This window comes from Streptosporangium pseudovulgare (assembly GCF_014648055.1).
In the GTDB taxonomy this organism is placed as follows: domain Bacteria; phylum Actinomycetota; class Actinomycetes; order Streptosporangiales; family Streptosporangiaceae; genus Streptosporangium; species Streptosporangium pseudovulgare.
The window spans coordinates 180,126-203,192 of the sequence record NZ_BMQJ01000006.1; the positions used below are offsets into that span (position 1 = coordinate 180,126).

General features: G+C 71.8%; 25 protein-coding genes and 1 CRISPR repeat array. Of the genes, 15 read left to right on the forward strand and 10 right to left on the reverse strand.

Annotated features, from left to right (window positions below):
• Positions 1 to 95: 95 nt before the first annotated feature.
• Both IEZ10_RS14375 and IEZ10_RS14380 read left to right on the forward strand, forming a co-directional pair.
• Positions 96 to 1,310, forward strand: a complete 1,215-nt coding sequence (locus tag IEZ10_RS14375; protein WP_189246992.1) for an ammonium transporter — start codon at positions 96 to 98, stop codon at positions 1,308 to 1,310.
• 19 nt (positions 1,311 to 1,329) lie between these two features.
• Positions 1,330 to 2,019 carry a YoaK family protein gene (locus IEZ10_RS14380; RefSeq protein WP_189246993.1) on the forward strand — a complete coding sequence of 230 codons (690 nt, stop codon included), beginning with the start codon at positions 1,330 to 1,332 and terminating at the stop codon, positions 2,017 to 2,019.
• A gap of 144 nt (positions 2,020 to 2,163) precedes the next feature.
• Here IEZ10_RS14380 and crcB read toward each other — a convergent pair whose 3' ends face one another.
• Genes crcB through IEZ10_RS14430 form a run of 10 tightly spaced genes read right to left on the reverse strand, consistent with a single transcriptional unit; the run spans position 2,164 to position 9,733 of the window.
• On the reverse strand, positions 2,164 to 2,520 hold the full coding sequence (gene crcB, locus IEZ10_RS14385) for a fluoride efflux transporter CrcB (protein WP_189246994.1): 357 nt from the start codon (positions 2,518 to 2,520) through the stop codon (positions 2,164 to 2,166).
• On the reverse strand, positions 2,517 to 3,032 hold the full coding sequence (locus IEZ10_RS14390) for a fluoride efflux transporter FluC (RefSeq protein WP_189246995.1): 516 nt from the start codon (positions 3,030 to 3,032) through the stop codon (positions 2,517 to 2,519). Before IEZ10_RS14390 ends, crcB begins: the two co-directional genes overlap by 4 nt.
• Before the next feature lie 47 nt (positions 3,033 to 3,079).
• Entirely contained in the window at positions 3,080 to 4,027 is a 948-nt protein-coding gene (locus tag IEZ10_RS14395; protein WP_229811254.1) for an urease accessory protein UreD, read from the reverse strand.
• Between the two features lie 5 nt (positions 4,028 to 4,032).
• Positions 4,033 to 4,668: an urease accessory protein UreG gene (gene ureG / locus IEZ10_RS14400; protein WP_189246996.1), complete on the reverse strand. Its 636-nt coding sequence runs from the start codon at positions 4,666 to 4,668 to the stop codon at positions 4,033 to 4,035.
• 25 nt (positions 4,669 to 4,693) lie between these two features.
• Positions 4,694 to 5,404 (reverse strand): urease accessory protein UreF, encoded by a 711-nt coding sequence (locus IEZ10_RS14405; protein ID WP_189246997.1) that lies wholly within the window; start codon positions 5,402 to 5,404, stop codon positions 4,694 to 4,696.
• Positions 5,401 to 7,122 (reverse strand): urease subunit alpha, encoded by a 1,722-nt coding sequence (ureC, locus tag IEZ10_RS14410; RefSeq protein WP_189246998.1) that lies wholly within the window; start codon positions 7,120 to 7,122, stop codon positions 5,401 to 5,403. The genes IEZ10_RS14405 and ureC overlap by 4 nt, the downstream gene beginning before the upstream one ends.
• A gap of 6 nt (positions 7,123 to 7,128) precedes the next feature.
• On the reverse strand, positions 7,129 to 7,641 hold the full coding sequence (locus IEZ10_RS40550) for an urease subunit beta (protein ID WP_189246999.1): 513 nt from the start codon (positions 7,639 to 7,641) through the stop codon (positions 7,129 to 7,131).
• Positions 7,631 to 8,485 carry a sirohydrochlorin chelatase gene (locus IEZ10_RS14420; protein ID WP_189247000.1) on the reverse strand — a complete coding sequence of 285 codons (855 nt, stop codon included), beginning with the start codon at positions 8,483 to 8,485 and terminating at the stop codon, positions 7,631 to 7,633. The genes IEZ10_RS40550 and IEZ10_RS14420 overlap by 11 nt, the downstream gene beginning before the upstream one ends.
• Positions 8,482 to 8,790 (reverse strand): urease subunit gamma, encoded by a 309-nt coding sequence (locus IEZ10_RS14425; protein WP_189247001.1) that lies wholly within the window; start codon positions 8,788 to 8,790, stop codon positions 8,482 to 8,484. The genes IEZ10_RS14420 and IEZ10_RS14425 overlap by 4 nt, the downstream gene beginning before the upstream one ends.
• A gap of 34 nt (positions 8,791 to 8,824) precedes the next feature.
• A complete protein-coding gene (locus IEZ10_RS14430) occupies positions 8,825 to 9,733 on the reverse strand; it encodes an urea transporter (RefSeq protein ID WP_189247147.1) in 909 nt (302 codons plus the stop codon).
• Positions 9,734 to 10,173: 440 nt separating this feature from the next.
• Between IEZ10_RS14430 and IEZ10_RS14435 the strand changes: the two genes are divergently transcribed.
• The 13 genes from IEZ10_RS14435 to IEZ10_RS14495 all read left to right on the forward strand — a co-directional run bounded on the left by IEZ10_RS14435 (position 10,174) and on the right by IEZ10_RS14495 (position 23,042).
• Positions 10,174 to 12,027 carry an APC family permease gene (locus IEZ10_RS14435; protein WP_189247002.1) on the forward strand — a complete coding sequence of 618 codons (1,854 nt, stop codon included), beginning with the start codon at positions 10,174 to 10,176 and terminating at the stop codon, positions 12,025 to 12,027.
• A 779-nt stretch (positions 12,028 to 12,806) separates the two neighbouring features.
• Positions 12,807 to 13,262: a CRISPR direct-repeat array (repeat unit 29 nt; unit sequence GTCCTCCCCACGCCCGTGGGGGTGAGCCG).
• Between the two features lie 167 nt (positions 13,263 to 13,429).
• Positions 13,430 to 13,972, forward strand: a complete 543-nt coding sequence (locus IEZ10_RS14440) for a GntR family transcriptional regulator (protein ID WP_229811256.1) — start codon at positions 13,430 to 13,432, stop codon at positions 13,970 to 13,972.
• A gap of 6 nt (positions 13,973 to 13,978) precedes the next feature.
• Positions 13,979 to 14,737 (forward strand): GntR family transcriptional regulator, encoded by a 759-nt coding sequence (locus IEZ10_RS14445; RefSeq protein ID WP_189247003.1) that lies wholly within the window; start codon positions 13,979 to 13,981, stop codon positions 14,735 to 14,737.
• Between the two features lie 182 nt (positions 14,738 to 14,919).
• Positions 14,920 to 15,240 carry a helix-turn-helix domain-containing protein gene (locus IEZ10_RS14450; RefSeq protein WP_229811257.1) on the forward strand — a complete coding sequence of 107 codons (321 nt, stop codon included), beginning with the start codon at positions 14,920 to 14,922 and terminating at the stop codon, positions 15,238 to 15,240.
• A gap of 90 nt (positions 15,241 to 15,330) precedes the next feature.
• Positions 15,331 to 16,488 carry a hypothetical protein gene (locus IEZ10_RS14455; RefSeq protein ID WP_189247004.1) on the forward strand — a complete coding sequence of 386 codons (1,158 nt, stop codon included), beginning with the start codon at positions 15,331 to 15,333 and terminating at the stop codon, positions 16,486 to 16,488.
• On the forward strand, positions 16,485 to 16,892 hold the full coding sequence (locus IEZ10_RS14460) for an SsgA family sporulation/cell division regulator (RefSeq protein WP_189247005.1): 408 nt from the start codon (positions 16,485 to 16,487) through the stop codon (positions 16,890 to 16,892). Before IEZ10_RS14455 ends, IEZ10_RS14460 begins: the two co-directional genes overlap by 4 nt.
• Positions 16,889 to 17,572 (forward strand): ATP-binding protein, encoded by a 684-nt coding sequence (locus IEZ10_RS14465; RefSeq protein ID WP_229811258.1) that lies wholly within the window; start codon positions 16,889 to 16,891, stop codon positions 17,570 to 17,572. The genes IEZ10_RS14460 and IEZ10_RS14465 overlap by 4 nt, the downstream gene beginning before the upstream one ends.
• Positions 17,572 to 17,955, forward strand: coding sequence for a hypothetical protein (locus IEZ10_RS14470; protein WP_189247006.1), 384 nt, complete (start codon positions 17,572 to 17,574; stop codon positions 17,953 to 17,955). Before IEZ10_RS14465 ends, IEZ10_RS14470 begins: the two co-directional genes overlap by 1 nt.
• Positions 17,948 to 18,328, forward strand: coding sequence for a TraA-like protein (locus tag IEZ10_RS14475; protein WP_189247007.1), 381 nt, complete (start codon positions 17,948 to 17,950; stop codon positions 18,326 to 18,328). The genes IEZ10_RS14470 and IEZ10_RS14475 overlap by 8 nt, the downstream gene beginning before the upstream one ends.
• 68 nt (positions 18,329 to 18,396) lie before the next feature.
• Positions 18,397 to 20,388 carry a hypothetical protein gene (locus tag IEZ10_RS14480; protein WP_189247008.1) on the forward strand — a complete coding sequence of 664 codons (1,992 nt, stop codon included), beginning with the start codon at positions 18,397 to 18,399 and terminating at the stop codon, positions 20,386 to 20,388.
• Positions 20,389 to 20,636: 248 nt separating this feature from the next.
• Positions 20,637 to 21,536, forward strand: a complete 900-nt coding sequence (locus tag IEZ10_RS14485; protein WP_189247009.1) for a M48 family metalloprotease — start codon at positions 20,637 to 20,639, stop codon at positions 21,534 to 21,536.
• A 103-nt stretch (positions 21,537 to 21,639) separates the two neighbouring features.
• Entirely contained in the window at positions 21,640 to 22,146 is a 507-nt protein-coding gene (locus IEZ10_RS14490) for a Pycsar system effector family protein (protein ID WP_189247010.1), read from the forward strand.
• An 11-nt stretch (positions 22,147 to 22,157) separates the two neighbouring features.
• Entirely contained in the window at positions 22,158 to 23,042 is an 885-nt protein-coding gene (locus IEZ10_RS14495) for a helix-turn-helix domain-containing protein (RefSeq protein ID WP_189247011.1), read from the forward strand.
• Positions 23,043 to 23,067: the final 25 nt, after the last annotated feature.

Consider the following 23,067-nt stretch of genomic DNA (forward strand, 5'->3'; position numbering starts at 1 on the left):
GGATGAAGCTTTGTTCGCGGTGCTTCGGGAAAATGTTTCGTGTATCCATTGAACGCCCATGTCTAATGGTGTTGACGGGAACCAGGAGCTTGGGCATGAAATATGGGCTGAATACCGGCGATTCCGCATGGGTGCTCGTCAGCTTCGCCATGGTGCTGCTCATGACACCGGGCCTCGCCCTCTTCTACGGCGGAATGGCCCGGGCGAAGAACCTCGTCAGCGTCCTGTACATGAGCTTCGTCTCGATCGCAGTGGTGACCGTCATCTGGTTCGTCTACGGGTTCGGCCTGGCGTTCGGCGATGACGTGGGAGGACTCGGCCTGATCGGCTGGGGCGAGTGGGAGTTCTTCAAGACCACCCCGTCGGTCCTGCGGGGCGTCATCCCGATGTACGTCTTCTCGCTCTTCCAGCTCGTCTTCGCCATCATCACGCTCGCGCTGGTCAGCGGTTCGGTCGCCAACCGCGTCAGGCTCGGACCCTGGATGGTCTTCGGCGCGGTCTGGGTGACCCTGGTCTACCTGCCGGTCGCCCACTGGGTGTTCTCCAAGGACGGCTGGCTCAACAGGTGGGGGGTGCTGGACTTCGCCGGCGGCCTGGTCGTCGAGCTCAACTCCGGGATCGCGGGCCTGGCGCTGGCGCTGGTGCTCGGGCCGAGCCTGTCCTTCCGCAGGGAGGGGCCCCCGGAGCCGAAGAACATCCCGCTGGTCATGGCGGGCATGGGGCTGCTGTGGTTCGGCTGGTTCGGGTTCAACGGCGGATCGGCCCTGACGGACGGCGCCCTGGCGGCGAACGCGGTGGTCAACACCATGATGTGCGGCTGTGTCGCGATGCTGGTCTGGATGCTGTTCGAACGGGTCCGGTTCGGGCGGTTCTCCAGGCTGGGCGGCACGACCGGCGCGCTCGCCGGTCTGGTGGCCATCACCCCGGCCTGCGGGTACGTCAACCTCTTCGGCGCGACGATCATCGGCATCGTCGTCGCCGTCGTCTGCACCTACGCCGTGGAGGTCAAGACGACCGTCGGATACGACGACACCCTGGACGTCGTCGGCATCCACGGGGCCGGCGGCATCGTCGGCGTGGTGCTCCTCGGGTTCTTCGCCACCGGGAAGTACGCCAAGCCCATCGCCGGTCTCTTCTACGGCGGCTCGGTCTCCCTACTGGGCAAGCAGGTGGTCGCCGTCCTCGCCGTCGCCTGCTACACCTTCGTGCTCACCTACCTCATCGGCAAGGTCGTGGAGGTCCTGTTCACCTTCCGTCCGAGCCCCCACGAGGAGACCGCGGGCCTCGACACCGAGCTGCGGATCGGATGAGACCCGCCGGCGCGAGGTCGTGACCGACGGCACGCGGGGCGGTGGCCGGCTCGACGGGCCCCTGCCGTACGTGCTCGTCGCGCTCGCCTTCACCACCGGGATGATCGACGCGACGAGCTTCCTGGACCTCGGCCAGATCTTCGTCGCCGCCATGACGGGGAACGTCATCATCCTCGGCCTCGGCCTGGCCGGTCACGGTACGCCGCTGTCCTCCGCGCTGTCACTCATGTCCTTCGCGGCGGGAGCGGCCGGCGGCGGCGCCGTCCTGTCGTGGTCCGGGCGCCGGCACCGCGGCCTGCTGCTGGCCGCGGGCACCGCGGTCCAGACGGTGCTGGTCTGCGGCGCCTCGGTCCTGGCCTCCCGGTACGGGCTCGCCGATCCCCGGGTGCGATGGCCGGTCATCATGACGCTCGCCTTCTCCCTGGGCTGGGAGTACGCGGTCGTACGCGGGATCAGGGTGCCCGACCTGAACACCACGGTCGTCACGACCACGCTCACCTCGCTGTTCGCCGAATCCGTCGTGCCCGCCAGGCAGGGCCGGAGACTCGTCTCGATCTGCGCGCTGCTGGCCGGCGCCCTGGTCTCGGGCACGCTGCGGCGGGTGCTCTTCCCGGTGGCCCCGCTGTGGACGGCGGTTCTCATCCTCACCGGGTGCACCGTGATCGTGTACGTCGCCGCCAGGCGTCCCGGCGCGGAGCGCTGGGGCTGAGGACGCCTTCCGCGGATCGGCGCGGGCCCCCCTCTCCGGCGGCCCCGTGCCGGGCACGGCGGCGGACGGGACGGAGTCCGCCGGAGCGTGCCGGCTCACCCGGGAGCCCGGGGACGGACCGGACCGCGCCCGGCCGGGCGGCCGTCACACCGCCCGGAACGCGATGTACAGGAGCGTGAGGACGATGAAGCCGAGCACCATGGAGACGAGCACGTTCGTCACGGCCCTGGCGTACCTCCCGTCCTGGAAGAGGTGGACGGTCTCCAGCTCGAAGGTGCTGAACGTCGTCAGCGCGCCGCAGAAGCCCGTGCCGGCCAGGGCCTCCGCCCCGATCCCCACGCCCGCTCCGTGCAGCGCCCCCAGAATCCCCGCGCCCAGGAGGTTGACCGTCAGGGTCCCCCAGGGGAACGCCTTGCCGAACCGCTTCTTGACCGCCGCGTCGAGGACGTAACGCAGCACGGCGCCGAAGGCCCCTCCGATGAGCACCAGCAGGATGATCATGATGGCGCGCCGCCTCCGGACCCGTCCGCGCGGTGCGGCACCAGCCTCCCGAGCCTGAGCCCCGCCACGATCGCGATCCAGCCGCCCACCACGCTGACCACCGCGTAGGTGACGCTCAGGTCCCAGCTCCCGGCGCGGCCGAGGGCGTGTATCCCGTCGATGAGATGGGAGAACGTGGTGAAACCGCCCAGGTAGCCGGTCACCAGCAGCGGGCGGGCGAAAGCATGCGGCCGGCCCTTGAGCAGGTACGTCGTCAGCGTCCCCATGAACAGGCAGCCGAGGACGTTCACCAGGAGGGTCCCCCAGGGAAAGCCTCCCCGCCCCCCGGGCATCGCCTCGGTGATCAGGTGACGCAGCAGGGCCCCGACCGCTCCTCCGACGGCGATGTCGAGGAGCGCGCCGGGCCGGACCCCCGGATGGCGGGGCGGCCCCTCCCTGCGCCGGTCCAGGACGGACGCCTCGGCTCTTTCACGATGGAGCAGATGCCCCTCCGCCCTTCCCGGGGACTCCATGGCCTCCTCCTCCAGGTCTTCTCGCCGTCGAGAGCACCGGGCCGGTGTCAGCGTCCGCGCGGGGCGGGCGCGGACGTTCCCGGCAGCAGCCCGCGGACGGTGTCCAGGGCCTGCCCGAAGGCGGCCTCGACCTCGGGTGACCGCTCACCGAGGACACGGGCCCAGGCGCCCCGCTCGCCCGGCAGGACGCCGGCCCCGGCTCGCGACCCGGTGCGGGTGAGCGCCTCGTGCATCGCGTCGGCCAGGATCCGCGCGGGCCGCGCCCCGGTGACGACGTACAGGGACGCCAGGACCCCGTACCGGTCCATCACCGCCGGTCCCGTCACCGCCCGTTCTCCCGGCACCAGGCGGAGCGGGTCGGCGAACAGCAGCCGCCCCGCGGTGTCGCGTACCTCGACGTCGCCGCAGTACGCCGTGTACGCGTGCCGTTCCCCCCGGGCGAGCCGGCCGGCCAGCAACGTCTCGCCCAGCACGACGGTGGAGTCGGGGTGGGCGGTGACGTCGATCCGCTGGTAGTACCGCGTGCCGCCGAACGGGATCGTCCTGTCCGGCAGGTACTCCAGGTGACCGCCGGGCCCCACGGTGAGGCGGACGAGCTGCGTGGCGTAGTCCTGCTCCATCCGGTAGAGCCGGGTGGCGCCCTGGGTGGTCAGGTGCACGGCCGCTCCCGGCCCGCAGGAGACGTCGACGCGGTAGCGATCCCCCTGGAGGACCCCGCCTCCGGACGACATGATCATGACGTACGGCAGGCCCGGGTCCTCGGGGTCACGGTAGAGCGGCCGGGTGATGTGCAGCGGCGCCTTCTGGTAGTGGCCGGTCAGCTCCGTCCGGTCGCCGATCCGCTCGAACGCGAGGTCGAGGATCCCGACCTTGCCGGGGCTGCCGACCGGCAGCATGTCCGGGGTGCCGGCGTGCCGCCGCACCGGTTCGGGCACCCAGCCGGGGAGGTACCACTCCGGTGAGAGGCGGTCGCCGGTCCTCCGTGAGCCGTCCACCGTCCCTACGCCGGCGAGGTGCACGCCGCTCCCGCCCGCGCCTCGATGAAGTCGACGACCTGGGGGACCCCGGTGCCGGTGAGGCAGTCGGTCAGCGCGACCGGACCGTCGCCGCGCACCGCCCGCGCGTCCCGTTCCATGACCCCCAGGTCGGTGCGGACGTACCGGGCGATGTCGATCTTGTTGATGACCAGCAGGTCGGAGTCCGTGGTGCCCGGACCGCGCTTGCGCGGCATCTTCTCGCCCTCGGCGGTGTCCAGGACGAAGATGTACACGTCGGCCAGCGCCGGGCTGAAGGTGAGCGTCAGGTTGTCGCCGCCGCTCTCGAACAGCAGCATGTCGAGGTCGGGGAAGCGGTCGAGCATCTCGGCGGCCGCCGCCAGGTTCATGGTCGGGTCGTCCCGGACCGCGGTGTGCGGGCAGGCCCCCGTCTCGACGCCCACGATCCGCTCGGGATCGAGCGTCCCGGCCAGCGTACGGCGGACGTGCTCGGCGTCCTCCTGGGTGTAGATGTCATTGGTGATCACACCGATGCGGTGCCCCCGGGCCTGCAGGTGGGGGACCAGCGCCTCGATCAGCGCCGTCTTGCCGGATCCGACGGGGCCGCCGATCCCTACCTTGAAGACCTTCTCCAGCTCCATCTCGTTCCTCCCACGTACGAACGGATCAGGTGGCGAACAGGCGGGCCTCCGCCCGCTCGTGCGCGGCCGAGACGACGTCGGCGAGGGGCACCGCGCCGTGCAGGTCCCGCGGATCCCCGGCGGCGAGCGCCGTCCGCGCGACCCGCGCGAGATCCGGGCGGATCTCGCGTAGCAGCCCCTGCGCGCGGCGGAAGTCGGTACGGCCCAGCCGCACCGCCGCCGCCGTCCAGCTCGCGGCGAAGGCGTACAGGTCGGCGGCGACCGCGTGTGCCACCGGCACTCCGAGCCCCGCGTACAGCGCGCCGACCACGACCGCGTGGTTGCCCGGTGTGGCCTTCTCCGCCACCAGCTCCGCCAGCCGGGCGGCCTCCGGCACCGGGAAGGCGAAGGCCGCCGTGTCGAGGACCTGCCGGCCGGTCCGCACCGAGGCGGCCCGCTGCTCGCTGTTGAGCTTGATCGCGTGCAGCCGCCGGTCGACCTGGACCAGCCGCTCCCAGTCCCCCTCGCCGGCGGCGCGGTGCGCCAGCACCAGGGCCGCCGCGTCCGCCGGGCCCACCGCGTTGTACAGCAGGTCGGTCAGCAGTTCACGCAGGTTCTCCGGACCGGTGATCCGGAGCTGGACGTACCCCTCCAGCCCGTGCGACAACGTGTACATCCCGCTGGGGAAACCGGAGTCGGTGAGCTGGAACTGGGCCAGCAGCGGGTCCAGATCGCCGGTGCCGGGAGGTGCGCTCATGCCAGGAAGTACAGCCGGTTCAGCGGCAGCTTCTTGGCCGGTTCGATGTGCGCGGGCTCCCCGTCGACGGTCACCCGGTAGGTCTCGGGATCGACCTCGATCCGGGCGAGCGTGGAATTGCGGATCATGTGGCGCTTGTCGACGGTACGGCACTGCCGTACGGGCCGGATCAGCCGTTGCAGGCCGAGCCTCTCCGGTACGCCCGCCTCGATCCCGGCGCCGGACATGAAGGTGACGCAGGTGCTCGACAGCGCCCTGCCGAAGGCCCCGTACGTGGGACGGTAGTAGACCGGCTGCGGCGTCGGCAGGGACGCGTTCGGGTCGCCCATCTGGGCCCAGCTGATCAGGCCGCCCTTGACGACCATGGCGGGCTTGGCCCCGAAGGAGTGGACCGGCCACAGCACGATGTCGGCGAGCTTCCCGTCCTCCAGCGAGCCGATCGTGTCCGCCATCCCGGAGGCGCGGGCCGGGTTGATGGTCACCTTGGCCAGGTAGCGCAGCACCCGGAAGTTGTCGTTGCGGGCGGAGTCCTCCGGCAGCGTCCCCCGCTTGTCCTTGTTGTGGTGGGCCACCTGGAAGGCCCGGGTGAACGTCTCGCCCACCCGGCCCATCGCCTGCGAGTCCGACCCGATGATGCTGATGATGCCCAGGTCGTGCAGCACGGTCTCGGCCGAGATGGTCTCGGCGCGCACCCGGCTCTCGGCGAACGCCACGTCCTCGGGCACGTCGTAGCTGAGGTGGTGGCAGACCATCGTCATGTCCAGCAGCTCGTCCACCGAGTCGGCGGTGTACGGCAGCGTCGGGTTGGTGGAGGCCGGGAGCACGTTGGGCTCGCCGGTGACCCGCAGGATGTCGGGGGCGTGCCCGCCGCCGGCGCCCTCGGAGTGGTAGGTGTGGATCGTGCGGCCGTTGATCGCGTTGATGGTGTCCTCGACGTAGCCCGCCTCGTTCAGCGTGTCGGTGTGGATGTTGATCTGGATGTCGAGCTCGTCGGCGACCGACAGCGCGCAGTCGATGACGGCGGGGGTGGTGCCCCAGTCCTCGTGCACCTTCAGGCCGGCCGCCCCGGCCCGGATCTGCTCCTCCAGCGGGGCCGGCAGGCTGCTGTTCCCCTTGCCGTACACCGCGATGTTGATCGGGACGGCCTCGTAGGCCTGGAGGATGCGGGAGATGTTCCACGGGCCGGGCGTGGTGGTGCAGCCGCGGGAGCCGTCCGCCGGGCCGGTGCCGCCGCCGACCAGCGTGGTGATCCCGTTGCTCAGCGCGTGCTGGGCCTGCTGGGGGGTGAGGAAGTGGACGTGCGTGTCGATCCCTCCGGGCGTGGCGATGAGGTTCTCACCGGAGAGCACCTCGGTGCTCGCGCTGACGATCAGGCGCCGGTCGACCCCGTTCTGGGTGTGCGGGTTGCCGGACTTGCCGATCCCGGCGATCTTCCCGTCCTTGACGCCGATGTCGCCCTTGACGATGCCCAGCACCGGGTCGATGATCACCGCGTTGGTGATCACCAGGTCCAGGGCGACCGAGCTGTCCGAGGCCGGGTCGGCCGACATCCCGTCCCGGGCGGTCTTGCCGCCGCCGTACTGGGTCTCGTCCCCGTAGTGCCCCTCGGTGTAGTCCTTCTCCACCTCGGCGATGAGGTTGGTGTCCCCCAGATGGAGCCTGTCGCCCACCGTCGGCCCGTACATCGTCGCGTACTGCTTGCGGCTCATCGTGGCCATGGCGGTTCAGCCCTTCTTCCCGGAGCTCTGGGATTTCGACTTCCTGGCCGGCTTCTCCTCGGACGTGCCGGACGTGCCGGACGTGCCGGACGTGCCGGACGTGCCGGACGTGCCGGACGTGCCGGACGTGCCGGACGTGCCGGACGTGCCGGGCTCGTCGTGGTAGCCGCGTTCGCGCATCCTCTTCAGCGCCCTGCGGTGCGCCTCGCCGGAGCGGACGCTGCCGTTGAGGAGACCGCCGAAGCCCACCAGCCGCTGACCGCCGCCGTACTCGACCAGGGTCACCTGCTTGGTGTCCCCGGGCTCGAACCGGACGGCTGTCCCGGCGGGGATGTCCAGGCGTTTGCCGAACGCCTCGTCGCGGTCGAAACTCAGCGCCCGGTTGACCTCGAAGAAGTGGAAGTGGGAACCGACTTGAACGGCGCGGTCGCCGGTGTTGTGGACCGTGATGGTCGCCCTGGGCTGGCCGGCGTTCAGCTCGATCTGCCCTTCGCCGTACATGTAAACGTCATCCGACATGGGATGCCGCCCCCTTCAGGTCCGCCGTCACCGGTACGGACGGGTTCCGGTGACGATCTGTGTGGTCATGCTCGTCGCGATGGCCGCGGCCGTGCCCGTGCTCACGGCCGTGCTCGTGGCCGTGGCCGTGGCCGTGGCCGTGTTCGTGGCCGTGGCCGTGGTGGACGGTCGCCAGCCCGTCGTCGCCGTACCGGTCCCACCGGTGTTCCGCCTCGGCCACCCGCTCGCGGACCAGCGTGGCGAGCGAGGCGGCCCCCAGGAGCGGGCCCGCGGTCCGGACGCCGGGCCGCGGGGCCACCGGAACGAACGAGGCGGGCACCAGCACGACGCCGTCGGCCCCCAGTCGCAGGCAGCGTCCCACGCCCTCGTCCACGTCCGGGTCACCGCCGATCAGCGCGACCTCCACCCAGCGCACGGAGGTGTACTGCCGCACCAGCCGCGCCACCCTGAACAGTTCCGCGTCCGGCTCGGGCCCGGCCGCCGGCGCCACCAGCAGCACCGCCTGCCGCGGCGGCCCGTCGCGCAGCGCCCGGGTCACCGCACCCCTGATCCAGCCGACCAGATGCCCGGTCGTGCCCAGCGGCCCGGCCAGCAGCAGGTCCCCCGGCGCACGCTCACGAGCCGCCCACCTCAGGGTCTGCGCGGCGACGGCCGGCAGTTCCGGGTCCCGCCCGAGCGTCATCGGCACCGCCACGATCCGGTCGCGGCCGGCGAGCGCGGCGTGCAGGTCGCGGCCCACGGCGCGGACCTCGGGACCGTCCGGCCCCACCAGGCCGGTCAGGCACCGGCCGTCCCGGCTCTCGTGCCCGCCGACCAGCAGGACCCTGCGACGGTCCGGCCTCACTTCCCGCCCACCGGGTCGTGGCAGGAGACCAGCTTGGTGCCGTCGTCGAAGACCGCCTCCACCTGGATCAGCTTCATCATGCCGCGCACACCGGGCAGGACGTCGTCGGGCCCGACGACCTGCTTGCCCAGCTCCATGCACTCCGCGACGGTCTTGCCGTCCCGGGCCGCCTCCACGATCGCCGAGCTGATCAGCGCCACCGCCTCGGCGTAGTTGAGCTTCAGGCCCCGATCCCGGCGCTGCTGTGCCATCTGCGCGACGGTGAAAATGACCAGCTTGTCCATCTCTCGCGGTGTGAGGTTCATTGACGGTCCTTTCCGCGCCCGCGGCCATCGACGGTCATCCGGCGCGCTTGATCTTGTTGAACATCGGGACGGCGACGAGGAATACCCAGGTCACGAGTACGAACGGCCAGGTGAGAGTGTGGCCTCCGACCACCCGGAACAGATTGCCGACACCGGCCGTCAGCCCCGCCGCCGACACCGCGCCGATCACGGCGTAGGCGGCGCTCACCGGGGTGACCGCGATGAAGGTGCCGAACAACGCGAGCCCGGTCAGCGCGGAGTTGTAGCCGTACAGTCCCGCTCCCAGGTCCGCGGCCTGCGCGCCCAGCGCCCAGCCGGTGAGCAGGCCGATCAGGCTGGACACGAACGCCACCAGTCCGGTCATCCATCCGCTGACGAACAGCCCGACCAGGAAGATCACGCCGACGTACCACTTGTTCTGGAAGAACACCTGGCCGACGCCGTTGAAGGTGCCCTGCCAGAAGTGGCTCCAGGTCATCGCGGTGCCGGGAGCGGTGGCGGACGGCGGGGCCGCGCCCGCGTGGCCCGCCCAGATCCGGTGGAAGGACGGCCCTCCGATCACCATCACCGTGGTGATCACACAGAAGGGCGCGGTGAGGGTCGGCAGGCGGTACGGCGTGAGGAGCACGTTCAGCGCCGAGGTGAGCACGCTTCCGGCGATCGCGCCGACGACGACGAGCGCGACCGTCATCCACCGGACGTCCAGATAGAGCACCAGGCTGACACCGATCAGCGTGCCGCAGAAGCCCTCCAGGCCCGGCGAGACCCGGTCCGGCCAGGAGACGCCGAACAGGTGGGCGGTGAGCGTGGCGACCACCGTCCCCAGCAGCCCGAAGACACCGAACTGCCAGCCCCCCACGAACAACGCGACAAGGAACACCAGGCCGGTCCAGAGACTCGACTGGAAATCGACCTGTGCGACACCCTTCGGAACGGTGCGCAGAAAGTCGAGGCCTCGCGGCCTCTCCGGGTGGGTCGTCTGCTCCGCCGGATCCGGTGGTGCGGGTGCCGAGGACAAAGACGCCAACCCCTTGGACTCCGACGGTGTGATCAGGGCGAGGGGACCCCACGCGCTGCGGCGATGATTCCCGGGCCCTCGGACCAACAAAAACCGCAAAAGGTCATGCTCTGGTCAATCATTTTATTCATGGCATTGACCAGATATGCGGGTATTAGCCATGACTGAGGCCACCGGCGAATTCGGAGAATCCGGGCGGACGTCGAAACGTAAGTGGGAAAATGTCAACCAGTGAAAAGCCAGGAACGCCCGTGCCGGTGGGAAACGGAAGCTCTTCCCGGTCCTCCTCCTCTGCCGCCGGTCCCACGATCAGGAGAACGGCCGACCGGAGGACGGGCTCCGGGGCGTCATGAAGGCCTCGTGACATGCCCTCACTCCCGCGGTGGAAACGCCGGGGCTCCAGGACCCCGATCGCCCGCCGCAGGCTCCAGCTGCGACACGGCGAAGGGGACAGGCAGCATCTGACCAGCCTGGAGGGACTGGCCGCACTGTCGCTGGACGCGCTCAGCTCGGTCGCCTACGGGCCCGAGGAGATCGCACTCGTCCTGGCGGGCGCCGGCGCGCTCGCGGTGGGCGGCACACTGCCGATCACTCTGGTCATCGTGGGACTGCTCATGGTGCTCGTGCTCTCCTACCGCCAGGTGATCGCCGCGCATCCCCAGGGCGGCGGCTCCTACGGGGTGGCCAAGGAGAACCTGGGCGAACGGATGAGCATGCTGGCCGCCGCGGCGCTCATCGTCGACTACGTGCTCACCGTGGCGGTCAGCCTCGCGGCCGGGGCCGCCAGCCTGGCCTCGGCCTTCCCCGTTCTGGCCCCGTACCTCACGGAGACCTGCCTGGCGGGGCTGGCGCTGCTGACGGTCGTCAACCTGTACGGGATCTCCGACAGCGCGCGGGTGCTGATGGCGCCGACCGTCCTGTTCGTGGTGTGCATCGTCGGCGTCGTGATACTGGGGCTGGCCCGCTCCCGGCCGGTGGCGGTGGTGGGAGCGCCCATGACCGTTCCCGTGACCGAGACGCTGGGGGCGCTGCTGATCCTGAAGGCGTTCTCCTCCGGCTGCTCCTCACTGACCGGCGTCGAGGCCATCGCCAACGGCGTTCCCATGTTCCGCGAGCCCAGGACCGTGCGGGCACGGCGGGCCGAGCTGATCCTCGGACTGCTGCTCGGCTCGATGCTGCTCGGACTGGCGCTGCTCATCCACCGGGACCACGTGCTGCCCCGGGAGGGGGTCACCATCCTCTCCCAGCTCGTGGCCGGCTCCTACGGCACCGGCTGGGCGTACTACGTGACCAACATCGTGGTCACGCTCGGCCTCGCCCTGGCCGCGAACACCAGCTTCGGCGGCCTGCCGGTCCTGCTGAGCCTGCTGGCCCGTGACGACCGCCTGCCGCATCTGTTCACGCTGCGGACCGAACGCCCCGTCTACCGTTACGGCGTCGCGGTCGTGGGGGTCCTGGCCGCCGTGCTGCTGATCGCGGTGGGCGGACTGACCCACAAACTCATCCCGATGTTCGCCATCGGGGTGTTCACCGGCTTCACCATCAGCCAGGTCGGCATGGTCAAACGCTGGTGGAGCCTGCGCCCGCCACGCTGGATCGGCAACGTGATGCTCAACGGCATCGGCGCCCTGCTCACCTGCGTCGCCGCCCTGGTGCTGCTCGTCTCCAAATTCCGGGAGGGCGCCTGGGTCGTCGTCATCGTCGTCCCCCTGCTCATGCTGCTGTTCAGCCGGATCCAGCGTTACTACACCGAGATCGGCGCCGAACTGGGGACACACCGGATACCGGCCAAGCCCACCGGATCCGCCGGGACGGCCGGCCGGGAGAAGCTGGTCATCATCCCGGTCGGCGCCGTCACCGCCATGACGGAGCGGGCCCTGAGCGCGGGCCTGGCGCTCGGCGGAGAGGTCGTCGCCGTCACGGTGTGCTTCGACTCCGCGGGCGCGGACCGCATGCGCGAACAGTGGGCGAGGTGGGATCCGGGCGTCCGGCTCGAGACCATCGTGAACCCCCACCGCACGGTGGTGCATCCCGTTCTGGAGTACGTCCGCGCGGCGGACGCCACGGGCAGGCGGGTGATCGTCCTCATCCCCCTCATCGAGCCGAGGCATTTCCGCTACCGGATACTGCACAACCAGCGTGGCCTCTTCATGGCCCTCGTACTGCGGGAGCACCTCGACGTGGTCGTCGCCCTGCTGCCCTTCCGGCTCAGGATGTGACCGGACGGTGAGCCGGCGGCATCCCACCACGGACCGCCCCTCCCGGTGCGCCCGCCCCGCCGGACGCCGCCGGAAACGCTCCGGACGGCGGGCCTCGTCGGAAAGACCATGACCCACGACATCCCGGGTCCCCGACCGGTTCACGACCCGGAAAGCACGAAGTCCTGGCCGCTCTTCCAGCGACCAGGACTCCTGAGCCATCGAATGTGTCCGAGGGGGGACTTGAACCGTTCGCCCATCTCCTGAGGGCCCAGGAGGCCCCTTGGCTGGACGTCGACTGAGGCTCAGCTCACCCCCACAAGCGTAGGGAGGACTGTGACGAGCAGCCGGGGCAGGTGTAGATGCCCGGCTCACCCCCACGGGCGTGGGGAGGACGGCCTTGGGGTCAGGGCGGGCAGCCGCACCGTCGGCTCACCCCCACGGGCGTGGGGAGGAAAAGGCCGCGCACGAGGCCGCCCAGCTCCACGCCGGCTCACCCCCACGGGCGTGGGGAGGACGACGACATCACCCAGCCGGAGACCACCTGGGTCGGCTCACCCCCACAGGCGTGGGGAGGACACAGTCTCCCTCAGCCCGAGCGGGACGTTCAGCGGCTCACCCCCACGGGCGTGGGGAGGACCGTTGGCCAGCTCGACCCCGGCGGCCTCGACCGGCTCACCCCCACGGGCGTGGGGAGGACGCCAGGCCGCGCTTGGCGGCGGACGTCTCGCACGGCTCACCCCCACGGGCGCCCGTGGGGGTGAGCCGACCCTGGGGCTGAAGATGGCCACCGACACCGCGTCCTCCCCACGCCCGTGGGGGTGAGCCGGCCAACCTCGCGATCCTGCGTGAGCACGGCGAGTCCTCCCCACGCCCGTGGGGGTGAGCCGCTCACGCTCATCGTCGCCGCGGCCGGGCTGCTGTCCTCCCCACGCCCGTGGGGGTGAGCCGCAGCTCGCCCGTGGTATCGCCGCTGGGCAGGAGTCCTCCCCACGCCCGTGGGGGTGAGCCGTCATGCCACAACCTCGTCATCTCGACGGCCACGTCCTCCCCACGCCCGTGGGGGTGAGCCGCCACCGATCCAGGGACACAGCTCTGGGGTGGGGTCCTCCCCACGCCCGTGGGGGTGAGCCGGGTGACAGCCCCCTTCAGGGGTTCCCATTGGAGTCCTCCCCACGCCCGTGGGGGTGAGCCGCGATCGAGATCGTGCAGCAGGGCGGATGCCGCGTCCTCCCCACGCCCGTGGGGGTGAGCTATTCGGTCACGACGAGGAGGCCATGGCGCGGGAGTCTCCCTAGAAAGAGGACTTGGCTGAGCTAGGTGCATGGCGCGGTGCAGGCCGATGATTGCTCGATTGGGCTGCAAGTAGAGTGACATTGATGTATCCGACCTTGCTACCTAAGCAACCCTGGAGTTGATCACGGTGGGCAGTCCTCAGGATGAGGTGGGAAGCTCGGCGTCCTACCTGGCGCCGCGTTCCGGCGGAGCGGTGGACGCCTGGTCGGAGGAGCTCGCCGCGAAGGGGGAGAGCGGCTCGCAACGGCTGCTTGAGGTGAGGGAGATGGCCCCTCCCGCCCAGGTGGCCGAGTCCCTGGAGCTGTCGGCCGGAGACATGGTGATCGTCCGTCGCCGGATGATGCTCGTGGACGAGCGGCCGGTCGAGCTCACCGACTCCTACTATCCGTCGTCCGTGGCCGCGGGCACGGGCCTCGCCCAGATGGCGAAGATCCGCGGTGGGGCTCCGACGTTGCTGGCGGAGCTCGGCTATTCGCCGGCCGAGGCGTACGAGGAGCTGATCGTCCGGCCCGCGACCGCGGAGGAGGCCGAAGCCCTCCGGCTGAGCGAAGGGGCGCTGGTGATCGTGCTGGTCCGGACGGTCTTCACAGCCGACGGGGCGCCGTTCGAGACGTCGCTCATGACGATGCGCCCCGAGGGGCGGCGCTTCACCTACCGGATCAAGGTGTGATCACCCATGCCCAAGAAGGACGGCCGTCCCCGTCACCAGCAGATCGCGGCGGAGCTGCGAGCCCTCATCATGTCGGGAGACCTGGCCCCGGGAACCCGCCTGCCGACCACGCAGCAGTTGATGGCCCAGTACGCGGTGACCAGCCAGACGGTGCAGCGCACGCTCAACGTCCTGAAGGACGAGAACTTTATCGTCGGCCGGGCCGGCGTCGGGGTCTACGTCCGTGACGAGCCTTCACTGGCCATCACCCCGGCGTCCTACATGACTCCGGCGGCTAGGGACGAGGCGTACCCGTGGATGACCGAGGCCGCGAAGCGCTCGCAGCGGGGGGCGATCCGGCTGCTCGGCGTCTCCGAGGTCGCACCGCCGGCGGCCGTGGCCGAGGCGCTCGGCCTGGACGACGGTGAGGCCGTCTCCCTGCGCCACCAGATGCTGCTGCTGGACGACCGGCCCGCCGAGCTGGCGTGGATCTATCACCCGCTGAGCATCGCCCAGGGCACTCCCCTCATGGACAGGAAACGCATACCCGGTGGCTCGCCCCGGCTGCTCGCCGAGCTCGGTCATCCGCCGCGGCAGTGGGTGGATCGGCTCTCCTCGCGCCTGCCCACCACGGAGGAGCTGGAGACGCTGGAACTGCCGGATGACGTGCCCGTACTCCGGACGCTCCGGGTCGTCTACACCGATGAGACGCGGCCGATCGAGGTGCAGGTCCTGGTCAAGGGCGGTCATCTCTACGAGCTGATGTACCGGCAGGACGTCGACTGAGAAGAGTCCCGCGAGGGCATCGACCTGGGAAAGTCGCGTTGAGAACCTTGCTACCTTAGCGGCTAAGGAGTTATGGTCGGCTCGTACAATTGAAGAGGCCCCAGCGGGTTCTGCGAGAGGTGCGTCAACACCTCTCTCCGCCGGGGCCGTCGCATCAGCCCAACCTCGCCAAAGGAGCACTGATGCAGGAGCAGACTATCTCCCCCGCTGTGCTGGAGATGGCCAGAGCCCTTGTCGCGGCCGGGTTCGCCGCGACCTCGGCCGAGCCTGCCAACGAGCCCGTCCCGCACCAGGAACGGCGCAAGCCGTACCGGGTCGCCGAGGTCGCGCGGATCCTCGACGTCCACCAGTCGACGGTCTACCGCGAGATCGAGTCCGGGCGCCTGCGGGCGTTCCGCGTCGGCAACCGGCGTGGCACGCTCCGGATCCCCGCCGACGCGTTCGAGGACTACCGCCTCCGCCTCGTTCTGGCCGCGTCCGAGACCCCGGATGAGGTGGCGTGACATGGCGCGCACTCACCGGAACCCCGCAGACGTCCGCCTCATCGCCCGTGCCCTCCGGCATGCCGGCCCGCGCGGCGGGCGGTGGGAGGCGTGAACGAGACGACCGCGACCTCCCCTGTCCCGCCGCGCCATCCGTCGGCCGTTCCCACCCGTCCCCGGACGAAGGCGCAGCGGCTCGCGGCCGCCGCCCGATCGGCCGCCGACGTCCGTGCCTACCAGGTCGACCCCGACGTGGTGGCGCTGCGCATCGAGCGCATGCGCGCCTGGGTCGACCGGCTCATCTGGACCGGCATGATCCTGGGCCTGGCGTTCACCGCCGTCAACGTCCAGCAGTTCGCCGCTGGAGACGCCGAGCGGTACTCCCTGGCCTGGTGGTCCGCCTGGCTGCTGGATCCGCTGGTCTCCCTCATCCTGATCGGCGCGCTGATCGGCGAGCAGGTCATCAGCCGTCACCAGCTCAGGGCCGGCCCCTGGGTGCGGGCGCTGAAGTGGGTGGCCCTCACCGCCACGTACACGATGAACACCTGGGAGGCGTGGGCGGCCCTGAGCCCCGCGCTGATCCTTCTGCACTCGGTTCCGCCGATCATGGTGTTCGTCGCCGCCGAGGCCGTCAGCGACCTGCGGTACTGGATCACCGAGGCGGTGAACGTCGCCTACCGCGTCACCGCCGAACACGCGCTGAGCGTCCAGGCGGAGCCGGTCCATACGGACCTCACCCCGGTCGGGCCCGTCCCAGCGGTGGAGGCCCGTACGGATGCCGAAGGCGGCGCCCGTACGGAACCGAAGGAAGCACCCCGTACGGACGCGGAGGACGCGCGGCCCGTACGGCTGGAGCCCCGTACGGCCCCGGCCCTGACTCCGACGCCGGTCGACCGCGACGCCGTCGTGGCGGACCTCCGCAACCAGATCCTTGCCGCCGCCGGGCGCGGGGAGAAGTGGACCCCTGACTACTCCGACCTGGAGTTCCGCACCGGCCGCCGCCGGTCCTGGTGTGAGAAGGCCGTGCGCGACGCCCGCAACGGCGTGATCGGCGCGGACGGCGACCGGCCCCGTACGGCTCCGGTCGACCCGGCGGACGAGGACGTCCGTACGGAGACACGAGGCGATGGCCGTACAGACGCGGAGACCGCGAGGGAGACCGTCCGCGCTCTCCGTACGGGCCGCGAGGACGAACACCCCGTACGGCCCGCGCCGAGCCGTACGGACGACGGCGAAGGCGACGAGACCCGTACGGAGGAGGCGGCATGAGCGCCCGTCGGATCACCCAGGACCTGACCCTGTGGGCGGCCGACCGCCCCGACTGCCCGCTCGCGGCGGTGCTGTCCTACGACGCCGCCGACCCGTGCGCGGTCCGCCTGGCCTTCGTGCAGGGTCACCGTGAGACCGTTGTCTACGGGTTCGCCCGGGACCTGCTGGCGGACGGCCTGCACGGTCCCGCCGGGCAGTGCGACGTGATCGTGGGACCGCACGAGCACGGCACCCATCTGGTCGTCGTCCTGCGTCCCGAGTACGGCTACCCGTTCGTCGTCTACGCCCTCCGCGACCAGGTCGAGGACTTCGTCGACCGGATGTACCGGCTGGTCCCGATGGGGTGCGAGAGGGTCGACGTCGACGCCTGGATCGAGCGGATCCTCGGGGAGGTGGCCTCGTGAGCTCCCTGAGCGAGGCCACCGCCCGCGGTTCGACCGTCGAGGACCGCCTGGCGCTGCTGCAGGCCACCTACGTCCAGCTTCTGGCGGCCGCCCGCGCCTGCGTGGCCGCCGAGCGGCTCGGCGAGGCCGACCCCGTCGGCTACGTGCGGGAGCTGCTCGCCGACAACGGCCAGCTGCCGCCGGTCGGGGTGCGCCCGTCGCACCTGCTGGCCGACACCTCGGCCGCCGGGGACAACCCCGTCTACGAGAGGTCCTTCGCCGGTCGCGCGGAATCCGTCCCGCAGGTCCGCCGGTTCGTGACGACGCTGCTGAGAGGCTGCCCGCGCGCCGAGGACGCCGCGTTGTGCGCCTCGGAGCTGGCCTCCAACGCGCTGCTGCACACCCGCTCCGGCCGGGCCGGCGGCCGGTTCGTCGTCCGGCTGCAGGTGTGCGGCCAGGTCTGCGTCCGGATCACCGTCGCCGACCAGGGTGTGGACGACGGTCAGGACGAGCAGCCGGGGGAGACCGGCACGCGGGATCCGGAGCTGACCCGCCCGGCCGGAGAGGGCGGGTACGGCCTGGCCGTCGTGCGCGCGCTGGCGGGCGGCGGGCCGGGCCTGACCTGGCGGCGCACACCGGCGGGCGGTGTCGCCTCCTGCATGCTCGCCTGGCCCGCCCAGGTGACGGGGGTGAGCGCGTGATGAGCGGGCTTCCTCCTTCCCGGGGCGAGTCCGGCGAACCGGCCGTGGTCTACGTCGTCACCGACGCGGGGCGGCCGGCCGGGGAACGGCCCGGCGATCCGTACGCCGCGCTGTGGGCCGTGCTGCGGCCGCTGCTCGTCCTGGCCCTGGTCGTGGTGCCGGTGCTGGCCACCACGGCCCTGCTGGCCGGGCTGCTGCTGGGCTGGCCGCCGGGCGCGCTGGCATCAGCCGCCTTCCTGGCCCTGCCGATCCTGGTCAACCTCACCGACCTGTTCGGCGCCCGGCTGGGCTGGCCTCCGCTGGCCTGGACCGCCGCCCGTATCGCGGAGAAACGCCGCCCCGCGCTGGCGGGGCCGACCGAGGAGACGCCGACCGATGACTGAGCAGAACACCGACCGCAAGAAGAGCTCGATCCCCGAGCTGTCGACGATCGAGCTGCGATCGACCGCCGCGCTGAAGCAGTACGTCGACGCGAGCCGGGCGCTGGCCCGGGAGTTCGCCGGCGAGTTGGAGTGGGCGGCCGAGGAGCTCACCGCGGTGCTGACCGTGACCGCCAGGGGCAACCCGTGGCTGATGGGGATGGACGTGAAGATCCGTGCCCGCCGGGTCGCGAACCGGGCTCGCCGAGCCTCCGAGCTGCAGCGCGGCAGCGCCGTCGAGATGGTCAAGCTCTGGCAGGACTTCCTGGTCCAGTTCGCGCCCGCCATCGAGAAGAAGCCCAACCCGAAGGTCAAGTCCTTCGACTTCGACGCCTGAGACGGGCGGTCGGCCTTCGTATCCGACGACGTCCGGCGCCCCGGCCACGATCCGACAGGAGGACCACAATGGGCCGCAGGAAGACCACCGCGCCCGCCCGCGCCATCACCGAGGGCGGCGTGATCTACGACAACGTCCTGGAACGCGTCGTCGCCGCCGGGATCGCCAAGGCCGCCCCGCACGCGGTGCCGTGGCTGGCGGGGGCCGGGATGGTCCCGGTGGCCGCCGCCACCCACGGCATGTGGGGCACCGCGGAGGCGCTGCCCTGGGCCTCGGCCGGCCTCGCCCTGTCCGGGGCCGGGCTGACGGCGGTGACGTGGGCCATCTCCCGCTACCGGCACGTGCTGGGCCGCCTGCAGTCCACCGGCACCACCGCCGTGGCGTCCGGGTGGCTGCTGGCCGCGACCATCACCGGGCCGACCGCCCGGCCGACCCTCGACTTCGGGCTGTGGCTCGGCGGGACGCTGGCGGCGGCGTGGAACATCCGCAACGTCGTCCGGCCGAACGACGCGGGCGATCTCGGCGGTGCGCTGCCCGCCGGCCGTGACCTGTTCAAGCGGCTGCTGACCGGCACCGCGGAGAAGGCCGGGATGGAGGTGCGGGTCGGCTCCGTCACGGCCGAGCCGCACCGCATCACCGGCGCGGTCGAGCTGGCCGACGGCGACACGGTGGAGGACCTGCAGCGGAGCATCCCGGCCATGGAGGCCGCCGGGCGGCTGCCCACCGGGGCGCTGGTGGCCACCCCGAACCCGGCCAACGCCGGGACTCCGACGGTCACGCTGTCGGACCCGCTGCTGCTGGAGGAGCCGATCCTGTGGCCGGGCCCGTCCCGGCCGGGCGGATCCATCGCCGAGCCGCTGCGGATCGGCATCTTCCAGGACGGCACGACCTTCGAGATCTGCCTCGTCGGCTCCCACCTGCAGATCATGGGCATGACCGGATCGGCCAAGTCGACCGGCGGCGGCTGGACGATCCTGGGCGAGATCATCACTCGCCGCGACGTCGTGGTCCTCTTCGTCGACGTCACCAAGGGCGAGCAGACGGTCGGGCCGCTGCGCCCGGCCCTGCACCGGGTGGAGTCCACCGTCTCCGGCGCCAGGACCCTCATGGGCGAGCTGTCGGCGATCCTGGCCGAGCGCACCAACGACCTGGCCGCGCGGGACCTGCTCAAGTGGGCGCCGGGCTGCGGCCTGCCGTACATGGTGCTGTGGATCGAGGAGGCGGCCGACGTCTTCGACCACATCGACATGGAGGAGTTCATCAACCTCATGCGGGCCATCCGCTCGGCGGGCGGCTCGATCGTCTGGTCGCTGCAGCGGGCCGACTCCACGCAGATGCCGACCATGGTCAAGGGCCAGGGCGGCGCGTGGATGTGCTTCGGCGTCGCCAACGGCCACGACGCCGGGTGGGGCCTGTCGGACGCGCAGCGAGACGCGGGGGCGGCGCCCGAACGGTGGAAGAACACCAACCCCGGCAAGGTCTACGCCGAGGTGCCCGGCGTGGCTCCGGAGCGGATCGCGATGGCGGCCCGCGTCTACGACTGGGGGACCACCGACGAGCGCCGGGTGGCCGCCATGCGCGCCCACGCCGCCGCCTGGCCCGCCGCGGCCAAGCCGGTGGACGCCACCACCGCCAGGCTCTGCCGTACCGGTCCCCACCACCCCGCGGACGGAGCCGGGATCCTCACCGCGGTCCCGGCCGCCGCTGACGACGACCTGGAGGTCACCGCCGTGACGACCGAGTACCTGCGCACCGAGGACCCCGACCCCGGCCGGCCTCAGCCGGACATCGACGCCGAGCTCGACGACGTCGAGGACACCCCGCTCGGCGAGCCGGTCAAGCTCAGCCCCGCCGAGGCCCGCGAGGTCCTGGACCGGGCCCTGGCCGCGCTCGCCGACGGCCGTCCCTTCGCGCCCCGGGACCTCGGCCACGTCCTGGACGCCACCGGCATGGGCCGCGCCTGGATCCAGAAGTCGCTCAAGGCCCGGGTCGAGGCCGGAGAGCTGGAACACGACCCGGAGCGGGGCACCTACCGCGTCCGCGCTCTCGCGGCCGCCTAGCAAGATCACTTGAAGACGTGCCGTGCGCCCGATCCCGGAGCGGCGCCCGTGACAGGGGCCGGGGTGTCACGACCGGCGTGACAGGTGGAGAACCACAGGTCAGCGACGCTGTGACACCCCGTGACACCCCTTCGTGACACCTCCCGTGACAGCAGACACAACGGGACGAATCTCCGGCATGACGTCCGCGTGACACCCCGGCCGACCGGCCCGTGACACCCGACCGAACCCCGAACGAGGAGACACCGGTGATCCACCGACCAGACCCCGGCGAAGCCGCCGGACCACGCCACACCGCTCTCGGCGATGCCCTGTTCGCCCGCGCCGCTCGCACCGACCTGACCCCGATGATCCGCTACGCCGCAGCCGAGGAAGCCGCCGCGCGCGCCGGCCGCCGCGCCCCGGCACGCGCGGGCAACGATCTGGAGGGTCTAACCGGTCTGGCGTGGGCCCTGCACCGGGCCGCCGGGCTGCCCGGCGTCCTGGTCCACATCGACGATGAGCTCGGCGACAACGCCGCGGCCGTCGACACCGGACGCTGCCACCGGACCCCGATGGTGGAACTCGGCTCCGGCCTGCTGGACGGCCCCGCCGACGTGCTGGCCGCGACCCTGGCCCACGAGATCGCCCACGTGGCACTCGGCCACCACGACCGGCGACGGATCCCGTGGGCCGAACGGACCTGTGCCGTTGCGGGAACGGCCGCAGCCATCGCCCTCGTCACCTCCCAGGTGATGTTCGGCATCGCGGCCGCGGTGGTGGCCGCCGGAGCCCACCTGCTCGGCGCCTACTGGGCGCGCCGCCAGGAGTACGCCGCGGACGCCCGAGGCGCCGGCCTGCTGGACGAGATCGGCCTGCCCGGCGCCTCGGCCATGAGCGCCATGCTCCATGGGCTGGAGGCCCATGAGAGCACCGCTTATCGGCGGGGCGGATGGATCGGAGCCACCCACCCGACCTCCCGGCAGCGCCGTCGCGCGCTCGTCCTGCCGCCGCGTCGCATCCGGTGGGCATCGATCGGGATCTGCCGTTCGACCGGCCACCGCGTCGGCACCGCGGGCCACCGCCACGCCCACAGGGCCCTCGGCGGCCCCCGCTGCCTGCCGACCTCCTGGCGGTGGCTGCCCACCCTGCACCGGCCCGACCGCTGACCCTCCGGACGGGCGCGCACCAGCGTGGTCACTCCGCCAAGAACGCCCACGCCGGGCGCGCCCGCTCGCCCCGCTCATCCATCCAGATCAGGAGGCACATCCAATGATGCCAACCACCGGCCGAACTCCGTCAGGGCCCACCGCGGCCCGGGAGGTCCTCGAACGGGAGTCGGCCGCCGTCCGCGCCGAGCTCGCCCGCGTCGACGCCAAGTCCGGGCTGCTGCTGTCCTGGGCCGGCGGCGCGTTCGCGGTCGTCGCCGCCCTCGGCGTCACGGGCGCGGACCGGCTGCCCGGACCGGCCGCGGCCGGTCTGTGGTCGTCCGCGGCGCTCTTGGCGGCCGCGGCGGCGGTGCTGCTGACCGCGGTCCGGCCGCGCATCCCTAGGGACGGGGGAACGGGCTTCGTCGTCCACGCCGCCGCCGGGAACGACGCGGAGCTGCTGTACCGGCTCGACCTGTCGGAGACCGGACGGCTGCAGGAGGCCGCCCACGAGGTGTGGCTGCTGTCGCGGCTCGCCGTGGCCAAGTACCGGACCATCCGGGTGGCCGTGGACCTGCTGCTGCTCGCCCTGGTCGTGCTGGCCGTCGCCCTGCCGCTGGCCAGGGGCTGAGGGCGGGGCACGTGAGCATCGCGGTCATGAACTGGGTGTGGCAGCACTCGCCCACCTCCGGCAACCAGCGCCTGGTCCTGCTCGCCCTCGCCGATGCCTGCTCGCGCGACGACGGGACCGGCTGCTGGCCGGCCGTGGCGACCATCGCCCGCAAGGCCAACATCAGCCCCCGCTCGGTACGGCGGGTCATCGGCGACCTGGTCGCCGCCGGACACCTGGTCGTGCACCGCGGGATCGGACCGCGCGGGACGAACGGGTACGCCCTCGTGCTCCGCGCGCCTGTGCGCAACGAGATCGAACCTGTGTACGAGTCTGTGGAAACTGTGGATAACTCGTTCGACCCCGGACAGGATGTCACCCCTGACAACCTGTCCGGGCTGACACCGGCGACCGCGAGGGGTGACACGGGTGACAGGGGAGGGGTGACACGGGTGTCACCCGATCCACCAAAGAACCACCAGGAACCACCACCGCCTCCGCGGGCGCGCGCGACCGCCGCTCCGGCGGCGAGCCGGGCGCCGGGCGGCGGCGGGGAGCCCGGACAGGAGATCCCCGAACCGGTCCGGCGCTTCACCGCCGCGCTCGGAGCGGCCTGGCCGCTGTCGCCGACGCAGGTCCGCCGCCTCGCCCCGGCCGTCACGGCCGCGCTGGCCGAGGGCTGGACGCCCGCCGAGCTGGCCGGGCACGTCGGCGCGAACACCCTCGGCGTCCGCAACGCCTACGCCGTCCTGAGCAGCCGCCTGGCCGACCTGCCCGACCCGCCGCGCGCGACGCCCCGGGTCGATCCCGCCGACCGGACGCTGGCCGAGGCCCTGGCCGCCGGCTGCCCGCACGGCGCCGCCCACCCCGGCCGGTGCGCCCTGTGCCGACGTGGCCGAGTCACGGATGCCCCGTGACGGCCCGTCCAGAAGCGGCCCCGGA

What these genes read in the sequence shown, in the direction of transcription:
- IEZ10_RS14375 (WP_189246992.1), top strand. Translation starts at nt 96, where the DNA reads ATGAAATATGGGCTGAATACCGGCGATTCCGCATGGGTGCTCGTCAGC.
- crcB (WP_189246994.1), bottom strand. Translation starts at nt 2,520, where the DNA reads ATGATCATCCTGCTGGTGCTCATCGGAGGGGCCTTCGGCGCCGTGCTG.
- IEZ10_RS14390 (WP_189246995.1), bottom strand. Translation starts at nt 3,032, where the DNA reads ATGGAGTCCCCGGGAAGGGCGGAGGGGCATCTGCTCCATCGTGAAAGA.
- ureG (WP_189246996.1), bottom strand. Translation starts at nt 4,668, where the DNA reads ATGGAGCTGGAGAAGGTCTTCAAGGTAGGGATCGGCGGCCCCGTCGGA.
- IEZ10_RS14405 (WP_189246997.1), bottom strand. Translation starts at nt 5,404, where the DNA reads ATGAGCGCACCTCCCGGCACCGGCGATCTGGACCCGCTGCTGGCCCAG.
- ureC (WP_189246998.1), bottom strand. Translation starts at nt 7,122, where the DNA reads ATGGCCACGATGAGCCGCAAGCAGTACGCGACGATGTACGGGCCGACG.
- IEZ10_RS40550 (WP_189246999.1), bottom strand. Translation starts at nt 7,641, where the DNA reads ATGTCGGATGACGTTTACATGTACGGCGAAGGGCAGATCGAGCTGAAC.
- IEZ10_RS14425 (WP_189247001.1), bottom strand. Translation starts at nt 8,790, where the DNA reads ATGAACCTCACACCGCGAGAGATGGACAAGCTGGTCATTTTCACCGTC.
- IEZ10_RS14435 (WP_189247002.1), top strand. Translation starts at nt 10,174, where the DNA reads ATGCCCTCACTCCCGCGGTGGAAACGCCGGGGCTCCAGGACCCCGATC.
- IEZ10_RS14445 (WP_189247003.1), top strand. Translation starts at nt 13,979, where the DNA reads ATGCCCAAGAAGGACGGCCGTCCCCGTCACCAGCAGATCGCGGCGGAG.
- IEZ10_RS14450 (WP_229811257.1), top strand. Translation starts at nt 14,920, where the DNA reads ATGCAGGAGCAGACTATCTCCCCCGCTGTGCTGGAGATGGCCAGAGCC.
- IEZ10_RS14460 (WP_189247005.1), top strand. Translation starts at nt 16,485, where the DNA reads ATGAGCGCCCGTCGGATCACCCAGGACCTGACCCTGTGGGCGGCCGAC.
- IEZ10_RS14470 (WP_189247006.1), top strand. Translation starts at nt 17,572, where the DNA reads ATGAGCGGGCTTCCTCCTTCCCGGGGCGAGTCCGGCGAACCGGCCGTG.
- IEZ10_RS14475 (WP_189247007.1), top strand. Translation starts at nt 17,948, where the DNA reads ATGACTGAGCAGAACACCGACCGCAAGAAGAGCTCGATCCCCGAGCTG.
- IEZ10_RS14480 (WP_189247008.1), top strand. Translation starts at nt 18,397, where the DNA reads ATGGGCCGCAGGAAGACCACCGCGCCCGCCCGCGCCATCACCGAGGGC.
- IEZ10_RS14490 (WP_189247010.1), top strand. Translation starts at nt 21,640, where the DNA reads ATGATGCCAACCACCGGCCGAACTCCGTCAGGGCCCACCGCGGCCCGG.